The sequence below is a fragment of the Bacteroidota bacterium genome (genome assembly GCA_016715425.1).
Classification (GTDB): Bacteria; Bacteroidota; Bacteroidia; order Chitinophagales; family BACL12; genus JADKAC01.
In genome coordinates, this window is the sequence record JADKAC010000002.1 from 320,328 (window position 1) to 341,226 (window position 20,899).

Genomic DNA, 20,899 nt, shown 5'->3' on the forward strand with positions numbered 1-20,899 from the left:
ATTATTGTTAGGGCAATTCAATAGAAAAATATTTTTTCATTTTTTTGGTAATCTCTTCAAAATCTTTTTCAGTTAAATATTTATGCGCCATTGGAAACACTACATTATCCTCTCTGAAAATATGCAGACGAAGTAATTCTATCAAAGCCAAACCTTGCTCAATAGCTGTATCAATTAACAATGCATTTGAAACAACATCCGTAAGCCGTGAAGAAATGCCCATTAGACTAAAAGTAAGTGTAGCCATTTCCATCATTTTAATATGATCATGTTCCAAAATATCAATTGCAGTTTCAGGAACAGGACCCGTGCTACATTCTCCATTTTCAATCATACGATCGTGGATGTAAGGAAATAAAACTCTCTCTTCTTTTAAATTATGGAGTACAATATTATTATCCAGAAATTCAAAGAATGCACCCAGCTCACTATTTCTTCCTTTACTAATTCCATCTTGTCTTATTGCCAATAAATTTTTTTCAAATTCATCCAATTTCGTCAGGGTTGTTTTATGTTCATCCATAAGCAACTGGATAGAAGCATGCATTTGCTCATAAGGCACCGCATCAACAGCAGGAGGTTTATATGCATCCGGTGGATCCATCGGCGAATACACAGTTTCTTGTACAGGATCTTGCGCAGAATCTTTTTCAACAAATCGTTTTATATAATCAGGGTTTTGGTTTTCAGATTTTTCAAAAATGTTGTTCATAATGTTGAATATTTAAGATGAATAAAGTAACAATTTTCTTTTAATTAAAAAGATGACTTTAAATTTCCTATACTTGATTTTTCATAGCATTGATTTTCAATTTCACTTTTGCAAACTCTGCAAGGAAATGACGTATCAATCCGCTAAATGTAAGTGCCCAGGCTATTAGTGCAATATAAATAAATGCATTATAGAAATAATGTAAAAAAGGAATTTCCAAAGCTTCCGACATCCTGAATGTACACACTGCATACATGCCCTGAGGGAACACCGCACCCCAATACAATGAATCATATTTAAGCGGATATCTTTTATAAATGTGTCGCCATATAGCGAGTATAATCAGCATAGGAATCCACCATGTACCGGTAGCCCAATAAAATACAGTGAAGCCTTTTAAAAAAGGAAGTAGTGATTCAAGCAATGGAGCATCGGGTGCATTTATTATCAACAAGGAACCTGCAAGAGTGGAGATAGCCATTGCGCCCATATTAATCCAATAGGGTGGAGCTAAATCACCGGGAGAAAATTTAAAAAAAGTATAGCGATAAAATATTAATGATATCATCCATATATAAAACATACCACCCCAAAGCCACATAGAAAGTGCAAAGAAATTTACTTCAATACGATATGGTTGTTTTATATGTGATGCTATTAATGCACTGAGTATTGAAACAGATTGAGTAGCAACAATTGCAGTAAGCCATCCACCGGTAATTCCTTTGTCGAGAGTTGGTTTATCTTGTTTAATTGTAAGTGTTGTAAAAACTGCATACGTAAGAAAAAGCCATAAGAAAATTCCAAGTATTAATAACGCTAATGCAATTTCAAAAAATTCAAACATGATGATATACTGAATTCCTAAAACACAAGTGCCGGCAACAATTGTAAAAAATCCTGTGCCCGACATGTGGTCGGTTAAATCTTTTATTAATGATTTACTATACCATACCAAACGCAGTATAGTTAATGCCCACATTATTATGTAAAAGATATTATTGAGTACAAATAAAAAATTGGCAATCCTGTTCATATCCATCAGAAAACTTCCGGTTGAAATTATTCCTGTTGCCATTACAATTGCAAAGTATGCAGGAGAAAGATTTTTAACACCATTCTTAAATTCTTCCAACATTATTGTAAATGATGAAACTTGTTGGATATGGTTTTTATCAAGCAAATTATCTTGCATACAGATTTGATAAAACCTCCGAACTGAATTGTAAAAACAGAATTCTAATTATCATTAATTTAAAATTTAATTATTCATTTTTTTATCTGTAATTGCTTTTATTGCCATGCGCTGAAGTACGATACAAATTACAACTAATGCTGCAAGAAACATCCAGCACGAAGTCCAGATACCGGTAGATTTAAGTAAGTATCCAAAAATTATTGGCCCGAAGAAACCACCCAAACCTCCTAACACACCAACGATACCTCCGACAGTTCCAATATTTGTAGGATAGTAATCAGAGATGTGTTTATAAACAGCAGCACCACCAATTCCCATCATGACACCGATGATAAAAACGAAAGCTGAGAATATCCATTTATTCGCTTGAAAATAAATCATAGTTACACCCTTTGCCAATAATTCACCTTTGGAAACTTCATCACCTACTTTCACATTTGGTGTCTGATGAAATGAAGTAGTGGGAAGAAATAAAAAGCCTTCCTGATCATGATGAATACCAAAACGAATTGTAACCTCTGATGAATCGCCACCCTTGCTTTGCAAAAAATAAGTGTCATCACCCACCACAATTTCATTGTCAGAAACAGAGCTTACCACACCCGGTTTATTTGCCATCACACCTTGCCCCGGTGCCTGAATTTCCATACGAGGAACAAAGACGAAAACCATACAGACCAAACACACTCCGAATACCCAAAGCAACACTATTCTTGCGCCTACTTTATCTGCAAGCCATCCACCCGCAGCTCTTACTAATCCGGCAGGCAAACTAAATGCAGTTGCCATAAATCCGGCGGAGACAATGGAAAGAGAATAAACATTTACATAATATGGAATAAGCCATTGTGCAAGAGCGACGAAACTACCAAACACGAAAAAATAATACAATCCAAAACGCCATACTCTTATTTCTTTTAAAGGCAATAATCTTTGCAATAATGTTTTTGATTCTGCGGGTAATTTATTTTTTGTTCCCAATAAAAAAATGATTCCCATAATAACAAGAAGGGCTGCATACAATTTTGGTAACGCACGCCATCCTTCAATATCAGCACCATTATTTGTGAGGTTATTTAATATAGTTGGAGCAAACAAAGTAGTAAGAGCAGCACCCATATTTCCTGCACCAAAAATTCCCAATGCAGTGCCTTGTTTTTCTTTAGGATACCATAAACATGTGTAAGCAACACCGGCGGCAAATGAAGCACCTGTTAATCCAAAACCAAAACTGAGTAACAGAAATGCATTGTAACTATTTGCCTGTGATAAAAAAAACATGGGTATTGCACAGAAGAATAAAATAGTTGCAATTACCCATTTGCCACCAAACTTATCTGTAAGAATTCCAACAGGTAATCGAAATACTGAACCCACCAATACCGGCACTCCTAATAAGAAACCAATTTGTACCGGGCTCCAGCTAAACACGCCATTATTAACAAGATAAGTTACCAATACACCATTAATCATCCATGCAGCAAAGCACACCATAAATGCAAGTGTATTAAGAAATAAAATGCGATTGGAAAATGCAGAACTTTCCATATAAGACAATTATTTGTTATTCCTTTTTTTTCTGGAAATCCATTCTCCCCAAATTCTGAAAAGCATTTGCATACCTAACCATGTATTCACCTCCAGGCACTATTATACTATCAATTGGATCCGGATAAAATGTATTGCAATTCCGATATTTTTTTCCATTGATTTCATATTCAAATTCAATTCCTTTTCCCAATGCAGCCACATTGCAATAATCGGTGGTAATTCCTTTTACATATTCGGGATTTTTAAGTAATCTGAATTCAATAAGATAAACTCTTCCCACAAAAAAACCGAGTACAAAAAGAAATATCAGAATGAAAAAACTAAATATTTTTCTGCCGCTATTACCTCTGCGTATTAATCTTCTCAAATTAAAAAATATACCGCCGGCAATAAGAATTAATAGAATAGTTTTTACAACCTCACTTACCAGCAATTCTTCATCGGTAACGATATTCAGAAGCATTGCTTAATTATTTTTAGGACGCTGAAGCGACCACGGTGTACGAGGATAACGAACCTTCTTTCTGCTCCAATTCCAGATTACTTGCTGATAAGGTCTCCATAAATAATTTAATGGCAATACTAAAAAATGTATAAGCCTTGAAAATGGTATAATACCAATAATTAAAAATGCACCGACTATGTGGAGTTTTACTGCTAATGGCAATGGTGCAACTGCGGTGATGTCAGGATTGAAAGTAAAAATAGAATAGAGGTAAGGAGTTAATAAAGTAGAAAACCAGGAGGAGCCCCAACGGAAATTATAAGCAACCCATAAACCAATAATTATTTGAAAAAACAATAACCCATAAATAACCAAATCCATATAATTAGTAACCGGCTTTAATCGTGGTTGAGTATATCTTCTGATAAAAAGATTGGTAAGCCCAACCAACATACTAATTCCAAAAATGAATGCACTTATTTCAAGTATCAATAGTCGTACAGGTTGGCTGTTCCATGCAAGCACACTTGCGGGGAAACAAAAAGCAATAAGATGACCAAAAAATATAAAAAGAATGCCCCAATGAAATGGCACTGATCCCCAGAATAATCTTCTGTTTTCAAGAAACTGTGTTGAAAGAGATGATACCTGAAATTTTTTATACTTGTATCTGTAAATAGTCCCTACAAGAAAAACTACCAGTGCTACATAAGGAAGTGCAATTAATAAAACACTATCTATAAAATTCATTGCTAAATATTTTTATGGTTATATATTTAATTTCTCCGCTATTGTTTTTCAGTCAGCATTTCCGTTTCAATATTCTCTACAAAATCTTTTACTTCACCGGTAGCAAAATCTCTTTTGGAAGTGAGGAATGATGGTCTTTCATTATCGGAATTACCTGCATTTTTTATTAGCTCCTCATAATTCTCAGGCACGTAATCAAAATCTTTTTTCATAGCAATAAATAATGCTTGCAGTAACGTTTGATAAACTGTTCTGTATTGTTTTGAAAATTCCAATAATACTTTTTGATGTTTCTTATACACCACATCTTTCTTATCAATTTTTTCAAAAGAAAATTCAGAAATCATTTTATCCACTGCCGGCATCACCAATCGTGAAGCTATCTCATCCCGTATTTCTATATCTTTCATTTTCGCAATCAAATTCAACACGTTGGGAAGGTGATCAGATAATTCTGTATGGCAAATATTTCCTGCTTCGCTATGTTCTTTGTTTAGGTGCACTAATAATTTACCCCGTTTATAATCTTCACCAAATAACACAAAACCAATATCCAAAGTAGTGATAGCCTGTAAGTCAAAAGAGCGCAGGAAAAGCTCTTGCATTTCCTGAATAGTAGCAACCTCAATAAAATCTATAAATGGCTGCATTGCATTTGCTGCTTCAGGAATATCTTTTGAAAGATAACTATGAATATTTTTTATGTTGTTTTTATACTCTTCATTCTGCGGATAAAAAAACAGATCCGCAAGTGTTTCGTAATTCACCTGTAATTGAATTTTTGAAGACTCCATAATTCCATTTACTTCTGATAATTTTTCCATTGTAATATTTTTTAATCCTTCAGTGCTGAAAAAAAATTCATTTTATTAAATACCTCTTTTCACTTCTCCTTTAATTCCAAATCCTGTAGAACCTTTTTTATCGCCGGTGAAGTCAAGTAATTCAATTGCTTGTTCACGATGTGCTGCCGGAATTACAAATCGCTCATCAAATTTTGGCAATGAAGTAAGGTTATAAATTGCTTCTGCTATTTGAGAATTAATTCCTGCTTCGGCTAATACTTCTTCTGCTTTTTCATCACTGATATCACCCACAGTAACTCTTCTGCGATGAATACGCACAGCCATTAATTTCTTCCATTTATCTTTTATCAATTCTTCATCACTCGCACTCAACAGATTAGCAATATATTTTAATGGAAAACGAATTTCATCTAATGTTCCCCATAACTCTTTTGTGCTTGTATCATATAGCCAATTGTCGTCCCATTTTTTTGCAATAGGATCCATTTTACCCGCTTGTTCTGTATTGTCCACTTTCTTCACAGAAGCCATTACAGGCAATAGCGGTGGTACATAAAACAACATGGGTAAAGTGCGGAATTCAGGATGCAACGGCAATGCTAATCCCCATTCTTTTACGAATTTATAAACCGGAGAAAACTGTGCTGCATGAATAGTAGAATCTGCAACGCCATTTAATTTAGCTGCTTCAATTACTTTTTCATCAAAGGGATCAAGAATTAAATCCATCTGATTTTTGATGAGGTCTTTATCATCACCATGCACTGCTGATTCTATTTTATCTGCATCGTATAATAATACACCGAGGTATCTGATTCTACCAACACATGAATGCATACATGCCGGGGCAAGACCTGCTTCAATACGAGGATAACAAAGAATACATTTTTCGGATTTACCTGTGTACCAATTGTAATAAGATTTTTTATAAGGACATGCAGTAACGCACATTCTCCATGCACGACAAACTTCCTGATTAATAAGTACCACACCATCTTCACCTCTTTTATAAATTGCACCAGAAGGACATGATGCTACACAAGCAGGATTTAAACAGTGATTGCAAATTCTTGGCAAATAAAAGAACGCCATTTTCTCTAATTGAAACATTACTTCTTGTTCTTCGGGAGAAATGTTTTTCAAATTAGGATCATTGCGGGCGAAGTCTTTTGTTCCACTTAAATCATCATCCCAATTAGGTCCCATTTTTATATCAATAGGTTTTCCTGTGATTAAAGAAACCGGTCTTGCTGTTGGTTGATCATCCAACTCGGGAGATTCAATGAGGTCTAAATATTTATAAGTAAATGGTTCGTAATAATCATCAATTACCGGAAGATTAGGATTGTAAAAAATATTGGTAAGACCTCTTCTTTTTCCGGCACCTTTCAAGCGCACTGTTCCATCTTTCTTTTCCCATCCACCTTTATAAATAGTTTGATCTTCCCATTTTGTTGGATAACCTGTTCCCGGTTTTGTTTCTACATTATTCCACCACATGTATTCTGCACCTTTTCTATCCGTCCAAATATTTTTGCAGGCTATAGAACAAGTGTGACACCCGATACATTTATCTAAGTGAAATACCATTGCAATTTGCGAGCGAACGTTCATGATTAAATTTTTATAATTATTTAATTAAAATATTTTCTTTCCTTACCAAACAAGTTCTTCCATTTTCTTTACGATAACATGCGTATCTCTTTGCGGTGCTACCGGTCCCCAATAATTAAAATGATAAGAGAATTGACCATATCCTCCATTCAGGAAATTTGGTTTGAGATGAATACGTGTAACGCTGTTATGACCGCCTCCTCGTTTGTTTCCTCTTAATTGAGATTTAGGAATACCAACCGTTCTTTCGGGAACGTGATAAACGATACACATACCCGGTGGAATTCGTGAACTCACACAAGCACGAGTAACATATACACCATGATCATTATGTACTTCTACCCAATCATTATCTTTTATTCCTAACACTTCTGCATCTTTTTCACTCAGCCAACAAGGTTCGCAACCACGGGAAAGTGTAAGCATTCTTAAGTTCTCCATATATGTGGAATGGATATGCCACTTACCATGCGGAGTGATATAATTAAGTGCAATTGCTTTACCTCTTTTCCAGGTCTCACGCAAATCGCCATATACTTCAGGATTAGGTGCCGGTTTAAACGTTGGCAAGTGTTCACCATAAGCGATGTACAATTCCTGATCAAGATAAAAATGTTGACGACCTGTAAGTGTTCTCCATGGCACCAACCGTTCTACATTATAAGTGTAAGCAGCATACGCTCTTCCATTATTCATTAAGCCGGACCAAACAGGAGAAGTATTGTAGCGGTGTGGTCTTACCAGCAAATCTGCATATAGAATTTTCACGTCGGCACTTCCTGCTGAAAGATCAGCAAGTACAAGCCCGGTTTTTTTCTCCATGTACTTATATGCCTTCTGAGTCAGCTTTCCATTTGTTAGAGTTGAAAGATGCAGAACAGCATTTGCAGCCCACACATCTTCCTGAATAGAAGGAAGTGTTTTACCTTGAAATTTTCTATTATGGAAATGATTTGAAACACACATTTCATCAAACTCTTCCTTACATTCATAATGATTGCCATGTGCTCCTAAACCCTTCTCACGGAAACCTTCACCGAGTGTGATGAATTTTTCATAAATGAGTGTGTAATCTCTTTCCACCACGGTGAGTTTATGCATAGATTTTCCGGGAACAGCTTCACATTCCCCGTTATACCAATCTTTAATTGTTGGCTGTGTAATTTCATCAGGAGTATCATGCGAAAGAGGTGTAGCTACGATATCTTTTTGTACTTCTGCAAAATGTGTTTTTGCAATTTCGCTCGTTGCTTTTGCCAGATGTTTAAAAATATCCCAGTCAGTTTTTGATTCCCAAACCGGAGCAACTGCCTGACCCAGCGGATGAATAAATGAATGCATATCTGTAGAATTCAAATCTGCTTTCTCATACCACGAAGCAGCCGGCAAAACAATATCAGAATACAGTGCTGAAGAATCCATACGGAAATTCAAATCCACTACTAAATCTAATTTCCCAACCGGAGCTACATCATGCCATTTCACTTCTTCAGGTTTTTCTTCATCATCAGTAGCTATAAGATTATTATGAGTCCCCAAATAATGTTTCAAAGCATATTCATGACCTTTCATACTAGCCAGAATTGCATTACCTCTCCAGATATACCAAACACGAGGGAAATTTTCTTCTGCATCCGGATCGCTTACAGAATATTTTAGTTCTTTTGATTTAAGCTTATCCAACACATATTGTTTGATACCTTCATCATCCTTTGCTCCATTTGCAATCGCTTCTTTTGTAAGCTCCAATGTATTCTCATTGAACTGCGGATAGAAAGGCATCCATCCATTTCTTACCGATGTGAAAATGGAGTCCGCTACATGTTTATCCGTCCATTTATTTTCAGGTACAGTGTTATAGTTGGAGTAATGTCCATCATATCTGTATTGACAAGTATTCATGTAATGCCAAATAGGTGCTTGTTGTAATCTGGCAACAGGAACCCAATCTTTAGCAAAAGAAATTGCGCCCCATGATTCTACCGGAGCAAGTTTTTCCTGACCTACATAATGGTTTAATCCTCCACCATTTTTACCCACACATCCGCAAAGCATAAGAGCCATTGCACCCGCACGATAAGTCAGATTTTGGTGATACCAGTGATTGATACCCGCACCAATAATTATCATACATTTTCCCTGAGTGGTATTTGCTGTTTCTGCCCATTCACGTGCAAATTGAAAAACAGTTTTAGAATCTATACCAGTAAATATTTCTTGCCATGCAGGTGTGTAAGCAGCATCCGGATCAGTATAATCTTTTGGATATTCTCCACCGAGACCTCTGCCCACACCATATTGCGCCATAGTAATATCATACACTGTGGTTACAGGAGTTTTACCATTTACAGTATCAATCCATTTTACCGGAACATTGCGCAAAGTCTTTTTGGCCAGCCCAAATTCTGTGAACTCCACAGGCAATTCTTCATCTTTCAGATTTAGTAAAGTGAGCATCGGATTAAACTCTGCATCTGTTTCGCCACATTCATATTTCATATTCCATTTACCACCATTCTTATCCCAACGATAACCCATAGTTCCTTTAGGAGAAACAAATTCTCCACTTGTTTCATCAATGGATAAAAATTTCCAATCACCGTTTTCAATATCCTTCCATTTTGCAAGTTCATTTGCCCGCACCATTCTGCCTGGCGTATAGCTGTCACCCACTTTATCCAGATGAACCAGCATCGGACTGTCCGTATAGCGTTTGGTATAATCAATAAAATAAGGAGTCTGTTTTTCATAGTGATATTCTTTCAGAATAATATGAGTAACTGCCATCCAAAAAGCCCCATCACTTCCTGCATGTAATGGAATCCATTGATCGGCATATTTACAAACCTGACTAAAGTCGGGAGAGAAAACAACTGCCTTTGTTCCATTATGCCGTGATTCAGCAAAGAAGTGACAATCGGGAGTTCTTGTCATATTTAAATTTGCTCCCATATCTGCAATCAATTTCGCATTGTACCAATCGGCACTTTCGCAAACATCCGTTTGTTCGCCCCATAATTCAGGAAATGCCGGAGGCAGATCGCAATACCAATCGTAAAAACTCAGGTTAACCCCACCAAACAATTGAAGAAATCTTGCACCTGCTGCATAGCTTAACATTGACATTGCCGGAATCGGAGAAAACCCAATTACTCTATCAGGCCCATATTTTTTTGCGGTGTAAATATTTGCGGCAGCCATAATTTCCAAAGCTTCATCCCAGGTAGCTCTTCTAAAACCACCTTTTCCTCTTGAGTTTTGATAGCGGCTGCGGTCTGCTTTATTGTTTTGCAAATTCTCCCATGCTTTTACCGGGTCGCCGCCTGCCTTCTCTTTTTCTTTGCGAAATAAATCAAGCAGAGTTCCACGGATAAGCGGATATTTTATGCGCAACGGACTATATAAATACCAGGAAAAAGATATTCCCCGTTGACAACCTCGAGGCTCATAAGGAGGTAATTGATCTTCTAATAAGGGGTAATCCAATTGCTGTGTTTCCCAAACTACAATTCCTTCTTTCACATGAATTGCCCATGAGCATCCACCGGTGCAGTTAACACCATGAGTGCTGCGCACAATGCGGTCGTGTTGAAATCGGTTACGGTAAAATTCTTCCCACTGCCGGGTTTTGGGTGAAATAATATCTTCAATCCAGCTCATAGTTGTTATAATTTGAGGTGAGTAAACATTTATATTTTTTCAAATTGATTTGATTTGCCGCTTGTAAATAGCCTGGTTAACTGTTCTGTTTTTTCTTCTTATCCAGAACAAAGAATAGAGTATTAATAAAGCGATGATTCCGACTATTCCGCCGGTTATTAAATAGTTTCCAATACTGCTTGTTACTTGATCCGGTGCTTGTTCATCTGCTGTAGTTAAAAAAGCTGTGAGGTCTGCAATTTCCTGGGGAGTAATTGGCTTAGCATTATATGTTTCTTTCATTTGCGGAAATGGCAAACCGGATATTACTCCTTCCACTCCTGCTGCAGTCAATCTTGTTATCGAATGTGTAAGGTCTTTGGCTAAAGCACCTCCACTTATAAATCCATCCATACTCACATTATGACAGGAATTACATGAAGCGCCAAGATTAGTAAATCTCATTTTTCCTGAAAATAATTCTCCTCCTCGTTGGCTATCTCCGGTTAAGGCAACTGAACTTACTACTGCAGTAGTGGCAGGAGCGGAACTCTTATCAGAAATATAAGCTATGATTCCGGCAATCTGTTCATCAGTAAGACTTGGGTGGTCGGGCATAGGCATTTCACTATATGCCTTGAATAGCGAATCCGCATACTTATCTCCGGATTTAATAACGGTTTGAGATGATTTTATAAAACTCTTAATCCATTCATCCGAACGGCGGCTTTGTATATCTACCAGATCTGGACCTACAAGTCTTCCTCCACCTACCGTGTGGCAAGCACTGCATGTTTGCTGAAAAGTGGCTTCACCATCTCCCTGCGCTGAAACAGAAAGGAATGGAAGGAAAAGATACACCGCTGTAACGGTGAAAAAGCGAAGGACTATTTTCATACTGTGAATTTTTCCAGTTTAAAAAATCAATGCTATTCTATGCCCCTTTTATCTATCCAGATCTACAATTTCTAATTCTTCATTTAATAGGTTATTCTTTCTTTTTAATAATTTAAGACAAATTTATCTTTAATTATTAAACGAGCAAACAATTTGTTAAAGAATTACTAAAATATTTTTCAGATTGAATCGAGGTCTTTTGGATTATATTTAATTAAGGTAATGTAAAGTGGGAGTAGCACTCACTATGCATCATTGAAGTAATAATAAAAGTAAATAAATACTTTTATTAAAAAATAGTTTTTATCTTTGCAGAATCAATTCAAATTAAAATTTTATATATGCAAACAGTAGCAGAAAACATTCTTAACGTAACCTTACTTGAACCCAGACAAAAGCACCCAACAATCTTCGCAAGATTTGACGAATTAAATGAAGGCGAAAGCTTAATAATCCATAATGATCACGATCCAAAACCACTTTACTATCAGTTGTTAGGAGAAAGAGGCAACATCTTTACCTGGGAATATTTAGAAAATGGCCCATCAGCATGGAAAATAAAAATTTCCAAACGCATTATTGGTGAATCAGAAGAAACCATAGGTCAGATGGCAGTGGGTGATTTGCGCAAAGCAGAAGTATTTAAAAAATATGGTATTGATTTCTGCTGTGGTGGTAAAAAAACATTAAAAGAAGTGTGTAAAGAAAAGGGATTGGATTTAATCAAAATTGAGCAGGAGTTACAACAGGCAGATAAAGCACCTGCAGGTCGCCCACTTCCTTACAATGACTGGAATCCGGATTTCTTAGCCGATTACATTGTAAATAATCACCATAGCTATGTTAAAAAATCATTACCTGAGCTAATGGGTTATTCCACTAAAGTAGCAAGTGTACATGGTGGAAACCATCCTGAATTATTACAGATTCGCAATTTAGTCAAAGGCATTAATGATGAATTAATTTCTCACATGGAAAAAGAAGAAAGAGTGTTGTTTCCTTATATAAAAGAATTGGTAAAAGCCGATAAGGACACAAAGATTCCACAAGCATCACATTTCGGAACTGTACAAAATCCAATTAATATGATGGAAATGGAACATGAGCAAGTGGGAGTGGATATGGAAGAAATAAGATCGCTTTCCAGTAATTATACTTTGCCGGAAGATGCATGTGCTTCTTACAGTTTATTATTTAAAATGCTTGAAGAATTTGAAAGTGATTTGTTTATTCATATTCATTTGGAGAATAATATTTTATTCCCAAAAGCATTGGAGATAGAAAAGAAATTGAATTAAAATAGTTAAATAGAAATAGATTCTTACAGGGTATCAAAGTAAGAATTGAGAAGTAGAAAAAGTTTTTTGACAAGGTTGCAATTCATTTCAATTCATTTTTAAACTATTTCATATATAATGTCTTTTATTAATAGTGGTTATTAAAAAATAACCACTATTAATTATTTACGATGTCAAATAATATTCAGATAAAGCGCATTTATGAAAAGCCGGAATCCTCGGATGGTTACAGAATACTGATTGACAGAATATGGCCACGTGGAATAAAAAAGGAAGACGCACTTTTAGATGAGTGGAATAAAGAAATAGCTCCTTCTACAGAATTGAGAAAATGGTTTGATCATAGGGAAGAACGATTTGCAGAATTTACAAAGCGATATAAGAAAGAGTTGCAACCACATGCATCAGAATTACACAGGATAAAACAATTATCCAAAACGAAACATGTAAGTTTACTTTATGGAGCAAAAGATCCTAATTTTAATCAAGCTATAGTGTTATTAAACATTTTAAATCAATAGTATGCAAATAAAAAACTATGATACAGTAACTGAAGCTTTAGCAGCATTAAATGAGCGTGGCTATACACATGATTTTTCGGTTGCAGATGGAGAAGATTGTATTGTCTGCCACAAGCATCAGTTAAAACTTTCACCTGATGATTTTAGCATAGATGAATTTTACAGATTTGAAGGGCAATCTGATCCCGGTGATGAAATGATTGTGTATGCGTTATCTTCTGATAAATTTAAAATTAAAGGTACTATTGTAAATGCCTTTGGTATATATTCCGACGACATATCTGATACTTTAATTGAAAAGTTATCGGTAAAGATGAAAGGAACAACTACGCCGATTAAACGCAGCAAAGCATTGATACAATTTTCAAGAGAGCATCACTTTGCATTATTATTAGTTTGGAAAATTAGACAAGGGTTAAGAAAAAGTATTCAACCACTGCGCATAAGTAATTACATTCAGTTTTATTTCGACAATGAATTGAATGCGCATTTTAAAAATGAAGAGAAGGAGCTATTTTCTTTACTTCCGGAAAACGATCCATTGCGTCATCAGGCATTTTTAGAGCATGAAAATATTCAGGCATTTTTAAGTCGCATTCAAAAAGATAACAACAACCCTGTATTGCTCACCGAATTTGCAGATACACTGGAACGTCATATCCGCTTTGAAGAACGCACTTTATTTGGTCATTTACAAAATTGCTTATCTGCAGAAGAAATAAAATTTTTGGAAGAAAATCATCAAAGCAGACAAGGAGATATTGATGATAATTGGAATGATCATTTTTGGGTAATCAATTAAAATAAAAAATATGAAAACTATTAATCTTAACACCATGCACAACAAGATATTTCGATACAGAAGCCTTGCGATTTTAGCAATCGTCTTCAGTGTATTTATTGCTTGTAATTCTTCTGATAAGAAGGATGAAGAATCTCATGATACGCACATGGAGAGTGATGTCCATGAAGATCATGAAAGCGAATCGGCACTGGCATTAAACAACGGTGCAAAATGGAAAGCAGATGCAAGTACAAATCAAAATGTAGAAGCTTTAAAAAGTATTCTTGCCGCAAATTCGCCTGCTTCACTTGAAGAGTATCATGCAACAGGAAAAGAATTGCAAACAGGAATAAATAAAATGATAAGTGAATGCAGAATGCAAGGTGCTGATCATGATGCATTACATCTTTGGCTAGAACCTTTAATGGGAATGAATAAAAAATTACAAGCAGCCGGTTCTGTGGAAGAAGGTGCTGAGTCGCTTGCAATGATTCAGGAACAAGTTAATTTATATTCTCAATATTTTGAATAGTGAAGCCAATAAATAGCAATACAAAAATTGCGGTTGTATTAAAAGAAAATCCCGATGCATTAGAAGCAATTATAAGTTTATCTCCCAAGTTTAATAAACTTCGAAATCCATTGTTGCGCAAATTAATGGCAGCTCGTACTTCTATCGGTATGGCAAGTAAAGTGGGAGGTTGTTCTGTAAATGATTTTTTTAATAAGTTGGAACCATTGGGATTTACTATTGACAGAGAATTACCTATGGAAGAAGTTTCAAAACAAAATAATATTCCGGAGTTTATGCAAAATATTTCAACAGATAAAGTGGTGGAGTTAGATGTGCGTGCTGATATTGAATCAGGCAAAGATCCGCTGACTTTAATTATGAATGCAGTGAAGCAATTGAAACAAGGTCAGATACTAAAACTCATCAATAGTTTTGAGCCATTTCCATTAATTCAATTGTTGGGAAAACAAGGATTTGAATCGCATGTGGAAACCATAAACGACAATCTGGTTTATACGTATTTTTATAAGCAAGATGGTAATGAAATTAAAGTTGTAGATCCTTCAAAAGCAACCGAAGGTTGGGATGAAATGATGCAACATTATGCAGGCAAACTTGAAACTGTGGATGTGCGTCAATTAGAAATGCCTTTACCTATGCTTACTATTTTAGAAGCTTTAGATACACTTCCAAATGATAACGCATTATATGTAATTCACAAGCGTATTCCGGTATTTCTTCTGCCTGAATTAACCGAGCGCAAATTTGAATATCGCATTAAGGAAGTGGGTGATGGTGAAGTGTATCTTTTAATTTATAAAGGATAATATGTTTGGGCCCGGTTTCGGTTCGAATAAAGTAAAGAATACTTCTTATAAAGTGGTATTGCCTTTTTATGTTTATGGCGCATTATCGTTTCTTGCTTCCATGATTTTGTTGCTTACTTCAACCACTGCGTTTACTTCCCATTATTTTAGTCCGCACTTATTGGCAATTACACATATTATGGCTTTAGGCTGGGGAACAATGATTATTCTAGGAGCAAGCCATCAGTTAGTTCCTGTGTTAATTGAATCAAAACTTTATAGCAATAAACTCGCATATACTTCCTTCGTACTTTCTGCAATAGGAATACCACTGCTGGTGTATGGATTATATATTTTTGATATGACTTGGCCGGCTAAATGGGGTGGACGATTTGTGGTGTTGGGCATGCTTGCGTATCTAATTAACATTGCCGTGAGTATAATAAAAAGCAAGAATGAAAATGTGCATGCGGTCTTTGTTTTTACAGCTACTTTCTGGTTATTTCTAACAGCATTTTTAGGATTGGCGCAGGTATATAATTTCACTGCTTTTATATTACCGGCAGATTCAGTGCATTACCTTGCGCTGCATGCACATGCTGGAATTATCGGTTGGTTTCTTTTATTAATCATTGGAGTTGCATCCCGATTAATTCCCATGTTTTTAATTTCAAAATATCACAATGTAAAAATCTTATGGGTGATTTATTTTTTATTAAATACCGCTTTAGTTGGATTTATATTATTGTTTTTTTATTCTGATTATAAAGCGCTTAATTTCCTTCCTGTTGTAGCTGCATTTATTGGTATCCTGTTATTTATTCGCTATTGTTATAATGCCTACAAACAACGCATAAGAAAACAAGTGGATGAACAAGTAAAATTATCCTTACTCTCCGTAGTTATGCTGATGCTTCCTGTTTTACTTTTAGTAATTGTATTGATTTTTTTAATGGCAACATCCGGTGAAAAAATCAATCTGATTCTTACTTATGGCTTTCTTATTTTCTTTGGTTGGATTACTGCAATTATTTTGGGCATGACATTTAAAACACTTCCATTTATTGTATGGAATAAAGTATATCATCATCGATCCGGTTTAGGTAAAACTCCCAACCCAAAAGATCTTTTTAACAACACAATTTTTAAGATGATGAGTGTTGTATATATAGCCGGTTTAATAATATTTGTTATTGGAATTTTAATCAGCAATATACTGCTGTTAAAAGCTGGCGCAATCTTCCTGTTGTTAACTGCTATTTTATACAACTGGAATGTATTAAACGTAATGACGCATAAACCAAAAATGCTATGACAGTAATTACAAATAATAATATTAAAAGTACAATTGCACTTGGTGCATTACATAATGTTTTAGATCCGGAAATCGGATTAAATGTGGTTGATCTTGGTTTGATATATCAATTGGATTTTGATGAAGAAAACAAAAAGATAATTTGCAACATGACCTTGACTACACAATTCTGTCCGATGGGAGAATCCATTACAGATGGAGTTACAAATGCATTGCAGTATTCATTTGCTGAATATAAAATTGAAGTGGAATTAACTTTCGATCCACCCTGGGGACCTGACATGATATCGGAAGAAGGAAAAATATTTTTAAATAGATAACAATGCTGAGTCTCACATGTAAAACAGCAATTAAAGCAGTGATATATCTGGCCTCTAAATTTGAATCTGGAGAAAAGGCGGGTATAAAAGAAATAGCTGAATTTATTGATGCAAGCGAACATACAGTTGGGAAGATATTGCAGACACTAGTAAGAGAAAAAGTGATTCATAGTTCAAAAGGACCCACCGGTGGATTTTATATAAATGCAGATCAAAAGAATCAACCAATTATAAATGTGGTTGCTGCTATTGATGGTAAGGATGTTTTTAATCACTGCGGTTTAGGTTTAAGTAAATGCTCAGAAACACATCCTTGTCCTATACATGATGATTACAAACAAGTAAGATCTCTCTTTGAAAATATATGTATAGAAAAAAAAATAAGCGACCTATGCGCCCCTGTAAATAATGGTCTGGCTTATTTGGTAGGTTGATGTAATTTAGATTGACAGGTACAATCTTTATTAATAATATAAATTTTGCAAAAGATGCAGATTCTTTGAAACATTAATAGTCTGAGCTTGCTAACAAATAATTTTTAACTTTAAGGTAGATACTTTAAAAAAGAATGGATTTTTAAAATACTAATCCAAAATATTTTTTTTATAAGTAACAGGCAATCGTTTCAGGCATTTCATATTTTACAAAACAAATTCATTCATTTAAAATTTACCCCTATGAGGTTACTAAAATTTATAATTATGAAAAAAAATTACATGTTTTTAATATGCGTTATTAGCACAATTACTTCACAACATTTAAAGGCCCAATGCCCTCCTGGTGAAATGGACTTAAGGATAGAAGTTTCAACAGATGATTATGGATATGAAGGCTATTGGCAATTAATTCCATTTGGCAATGCATGTGGAACAGGCACTATTTGGGAGGGAGGAAATGATGTACAAGTTGGCTGTTTAGGTGGTGGTGGTCAAGATGCAACTACTGCCTATGGATATGGTGATAATATTACAATTTCAGAATCTATTGGTTGTGTATCAGAAGGTACTTATGATTTAATTTATGTGGATGATTGGGGTGATGGCGGTATGACTTTTCATATAGTTTTAGATAACATTTTCCCAATGTATCATTTTATGGGAATGGGAGCCGGAAATACTTTTACGTTTGAAGTAACTCCTCCTTTAGATTATGATGCGAGTATTACAGCTATTAGTACAAATGCATATGTAAATCCGGGGGATGTTACAATTTCCGGCACAGTTGCCAATTATAGCGCAAATACAATTACTTCATTTGAAGTAATGTATTCTATTGATGGTGGACCCGAAGTTTTATCCACTCTAACAGGATTAAATATTGCACCTTTTGAGCAGTATAGTTTTTCCCATCCTATAGTATGGAATGTAACAGAAAATGGTGATTATAATATTCTTCTGCAAACAGGAAAAATAAATGGCAATAACGACCTTAATATAGAAAATGACACCTTAAGTAAATTGATTATTGTTGGTGATCCAATCCCCAATATTATTGATGACTATTTCAATTTTGTAGAAGATTATATAGTAATAGGAAATGCTTCCGATGAAATAAATAATCCCACTGATCTTGATTTTCACCCGGTGCTTTCAGATTATCAACTTTGGATAACTAATAAAGGGACTATGGCTTCTGGCGGATCCACTGTAACATTTTGGGATGCCGGAAAACCAGATCAAACTTCATTGTGGAAACAGGATGGAAATGCATGGCACTTTATGTTGTTGCCAACATCAATAGCATTTAGTGAGAATACAAATTTCGCAACTGGTGTTGGAGCACAAGATGCAAATCACAGTGGGGGAACATTCACAGGGCCAACATTATGGAGCAGCGATATGGATATTTATGGTGAGCCTTCCGGAGGAAATGGAAGTCATATAGATATGCTGCATCAGAGTCCATATACTATGGGTGTTTGTGCTGATGAACATAATGCGTTTTATGCATTTTGCGATTGGCATGGGCATATTCATTATTATGATTTTCAAAAAGATCATGGCCCGGGAAATGATGACCACGCCGATGGGATAGTAAGAAAATATACTGATTTTAGTATTGAAAAAATTAATGAAAACTTACCCTGCCATATTACTTTGGATAAGGAGAAAATTTGGTTATTTATTGTTGATGCAGGAAATGGTAGAATAATGAAATTAAATACAACAACCGGGAATATTATAGATGATTGGGCTCCTACTAACGAACCACTTGAAGAGTCTACATCAGTAGTTGGTTGTGAGTATTACGAAATAGTTACAGAGGGATTGATTGAGCCTGTTGGAATTAGTGTAATTGATAATTATATGTTGGTTAGCGATCATGCAAATGGCGATATTATTATATATGACCACACTACTGTTCCGGCTGTTGAATTAAAAAGATTACATACTGGCCGTACAGGATTAATGGGAATTACTTTAGGTCCTGATGGACATATTTGGTTTGTGGATCAGGATGAAAATGAATTAGTGAGAGTTGACCCCACAAACACAGTGGCTATTAACGATTTAGATTTAAGTAAAAGCCTTACAGTTTATCCTAATCCCTCAAATGGAAATTTTCAAATATTGTTTGATAATAATTTAACACATTCAGACTTACTCGTAAATGTTATAAATACATTAGGCGAGATAGTGTATTCCACATACAAAAATGAAGGTACAGTTTTACAAATTGATATTTCTTCTGTTTCGTCCGGGACTTACATTCTCAATTTGATTTCTGATAAGGAAATAATTTCTAAGAATATTCTTATTATGAAATAAAAAAAATTGATGAGTATATTATAGAATATAAATATTAAAAATACTAAAATCGGCAGGTCAATTACCTGCCGATTTTCATTATTCATTTAATTGATTTATAGAACCACCAAAACGGAACTCCTACATGGATATTCTTATCAAACTTCCAAATGCATTAATATCTTATTCATTTAAAATATAAACTTAATATCAGAACCTCCACTTTATTTTATTACCACCAACTTCTCATAGATAGAAAAATCACCTTGCTTCAGGCATACTACATAAATTCCATTTGAGATAATGTTTTGATCTAAGATTATTAAATCTTGTGTTATAAAAATATTACTTGCATTATAAAATTCATTTTTAACTAATGAACCTTTTAAGTTGGAAATAGAAATTTTCCTATTCATGAATTTCCACTGAACTATGTTGGCCATGTTCATCTAAAATTCTTTTTGCTTCTTCCATTTTATCCCGGTTTCCCTGCACTAATAATAAATGCTTTCCGGCTTTTAATTCGGCATCATATTTTTCTTCATGATGTTTTTTAATTCCGGGAATAGAAAGTGCTCCGATAATTGTTCCGGCTATTACACCAAAATCTACTCCGGCCACAATACCCACTAATGCCCCGGCACCAAACAGAAATCCTAAACCGGGAATTGCAATAATTCCTAAGCCGGTAAGCGCTCCCAATGCCCCACCGATGGTAAGACCTGCCCCCACTTCAGCGGCAGCAGTAACAGTGATTTTCTTTTCCTGTTCTTGCGCCTCTTCATGAGTATCCTTCTTATGCCAGATTACAGATATTTCTTTGTTAGAAAAATGATGTTCTTTTAATTTTTTAATTACATCTAATACTTGCTTTTCAGTATCATAAACGCCAATAGTTGTAGCTTTCATTTTTACTTAAATTATTTAATTATAAAAACAAGACAGCGTATATTATGTTTATTGTACTTAAATAATAATCATA

20 protein-coding genes are annotated in these 20,899 nt (G+C 35.0%); 9 read left to right on the plus strand and 11 right to left on the minus strand.

What is annotated here, in order from left to right; genetic code table 11:
• Positions 1-7 precede the first annotated feature (7 nt).
• The 9 genes from IPN31_03215 to IPN31_03255 all read right to left on the minus strand — a co-directional run bounded on the left by IPN31_03215 (position 8) and on the right by IPN31_03255 (position 11,612).
• Positions 8-712 (minus strand): hemerythrin domain-containing protein, encoded by a 705-nt coding sequence (locus IPN31_03215; GenBank protein MBK8680910.1) that lies wholly within the window; start codon positions 710-712, stop codon positions 8-10.
• 67 nt (positions 713-779) lie between these two features.
• Entirely contained in the window at positions 780-1,850 is a 1,071-nt protein-coding gene (locus tag IPN31_03220; protein ID MBK8680911.1) for a tellurite resistance/C4-dicarboxylate transporter family protein, read from the minus strand.
• Between the two features lie 123 nt (positions 1,851-1,973).
• Positions 1,974-3,458 (minus strand): MFS transporter, encoded by a 1,485-nt coding sequence (locus IPN31_03225; GenBank protein ID MBK8680912.1) that lies wholly within the window; start codon positions 3,456-3,458, stop codon positions 1,974-1,976.
• 16 nt (positions 3,459-3,474) lie between these two features.
• Positions 3,475-3,924 (minus strand): hypothetical protein, encoded by a 450-nt coding sequence (locus IPN31_03230; GenBank protein MBK8680913.1) that lies wholly within the window; start codon positions 3,922-3,924, stop codon positions 3,475-3,477.
• Positions 3,925-3,927: 3 nt separating this feature from the next.
• Entirely contained in the window at positions 3,928-4,656 is a 729-nt protein-coding gene (gene narI / locus IPN31_03235) for a respiratory nitrate reductase subunit gamma (protein MBK8680914.1), read from the minus strand.
• Between the two features lie 38 nt (positions 4,657-4,694).
• Positions 4,695-5,480: a hypothetical protein gene (locus IPN31_03240; protein MBK8680915.1), complete on the minus strand. Its 786-nt coding sequence runs from the start codon at positions 5,478-5,480 to the stop codon at positions 4,695-4,697.
• Positions 5,481-5,525: 45 nt separating this feature from the next.
• Positions 5,526-7,076: a nitrate reductase subunit beta gene (narH, locus tag IPN31_03245; GenBank protein ID MBK8680916.1), complete on the minus strand. Its 1,551-nt coding sequence runs from the start codon at positions 7,074-7,076 to the stop codon at positions 5,526-5,528.
• 42 nt (positions 7,077-7,118) lie between these two features.
• Positions 7,119-10,736: a nitrate reductase subunit alpha gene (locus IPN31_03250; GenBank protein ID MBK8680917.1), complete on the minus strand. Its 3,618-nt coding sequence runs from the start codon at positions 10,734-10,736 to the stop codon at positions 7,119-7,121.
• A 39-nt stretch (positions 10,737-10,775) separates the two neighbouring features.
• Entirely contained in the window at positions 10,776-11,612 is an 837-nt protein-coding gene (locus IPN31_03255) for a cytochrome c (protein ID MBK8680918.1), read from the minus strand.
• Positions 11,613-11,953: 341 nt separating this feature from the next.
• On the opposite strand from IPN31_03255, the gene ric reads away from it, so the two are divergent.
• The 9 genes from ric (at position 11,954) to IPN31_03300 (ending at position 19,938) form a co-directional block, all read left to right on the plus strand.
• Positions 11,954-12,910: an iron-sulfur cluster repair di-iron protein gene (gene ric, locus IPN31_03260; protein MBK8680919.1), complete on the plus strand. Its 957-nt coding sequence runs from the start codon at positions 11,954-11,956 to the stop codon at positions 12,908-12,910.
• Positions 12,911-13,080: 170 nt separating this feature from the next.
• The gene (locus IPN31_03265; protein ID MBK8680920.1) at positions 13,081-13,431 is read left to right on the plus strand and encodes a DUF488 domain-containing protein; all 351 of its coding nucleotides are present in this window, start codon (positions 13,081-13,083) and stop codon (positions 13,429-13,431) included.
• 1 nt (position 13,432) lies between these two features.
• Entirely contained in the window at positions 13,433-14,233 is an 801-nt protein-coding gene (locus IPN31_03270) for a hemerythrin domain-containing protein (GenBank protein MBK8680921.1), read from the plus strand.
• A 10-nt stretch (positions 14,234-14,243) separates the two neighbouring features.
• Positions 14,244-14,747 carry a hypothetical protein gene (locus IPN31_03275; GenBank protein ID MBK8680922.1) on the plus strand — a complete coding sequence of 168 codons (504 nt, stop codon included), beginning with the start codon at positions 14,244-14,246 and terminating at the stop codon, positions 14,745-14,747.
• A complete protein-coding gene (locus tag IPN31_03280; protein MBK8680923.1) occupies positions 14,747-15,556 on the plus strand; it encodes a DUF2249 domain-containing protein in 810 nt (269 codons plus the stop codon). Before IPN31_03275 ends, IPN31_03280 begins: the two co-directional genes overlap by 1 nt.
• 1 nt (position 15,557) lies before the next feature.
• The gene (locus tag IPN31_03285; protein MBK8680924.1) at positions 15,558-16,850 is read left to right on the plus strand and encodes a cytochrome C oxidase subunit I; all 1,293 of its coding nucleotides are present in this window, start codon (positions 15,558-15,560) and stop codon (positions 16,848-16,850) included.
• Complete coding sequence (locus IPN31_03290; protein ID MBK8680925.1) at positions 16,847-17,170, plus strand: metal-sulfur cluster assembly factor; 324 nt, start codon at positions 16,847-16,849, stop codon at positions 17,168-17,170. Before IPN31_03285 ends, IPN31_03290 begins: the two co-directional genes overlap by 4 nt.
• Before the next feature lie 2 nt (positions 17,171-17,172).
• A complete protein-coding gene (locus IPN31_03295; GenBank protein ID MBK8680926.1) occupies positions 17,173-17,604 on the plus strand; it encodes an Rrf2 family transcriptional regulator in 432 nt (143 codons plus the stop codon).
• Between the two features lie 267 nt (positions 17,605-17,871).
• Entirely contained in the window at positions 17,872-19,938 is a 2,067-nt protein-coding gene (locus tag IPN31_03300) for a T9SS type A sorting domain-containing protein (GenBank protein MBK8680927.1), read from the plus strand.
• Between the two features lie 203 nt (positions 19,939-20,141).
• Here IPN31_03300 and IPN31_03305 read toward each other — a convergent pair whose 3' ends face one another.
• A complete protein-coding gene (locus IPN31_03305) occupies positions 20,142-20,333 on the minus strand; it encodes a hypothetical protein (GenBank protein ID MBK8680928.1) in 192 nt (63 codons plus the stop codon).
• Positions 20,326-20,826 (minus strand): hypothetical protein, encoded by a 501-nt coding sequence (locus IPN31_03310; GenBank protein MBK8680929.1) that lies wholly within the window; start codon positions 20,824-20,826, stop codon positions 20,326-20,328. The genes IPN31_03305 and IPN31_03310 overlap by 8 nt, the downstream gene beginning before the upstream one ends.
• Between the last annotated feature and the right edge of the window lie 73 nt (positions 20,827-20,899).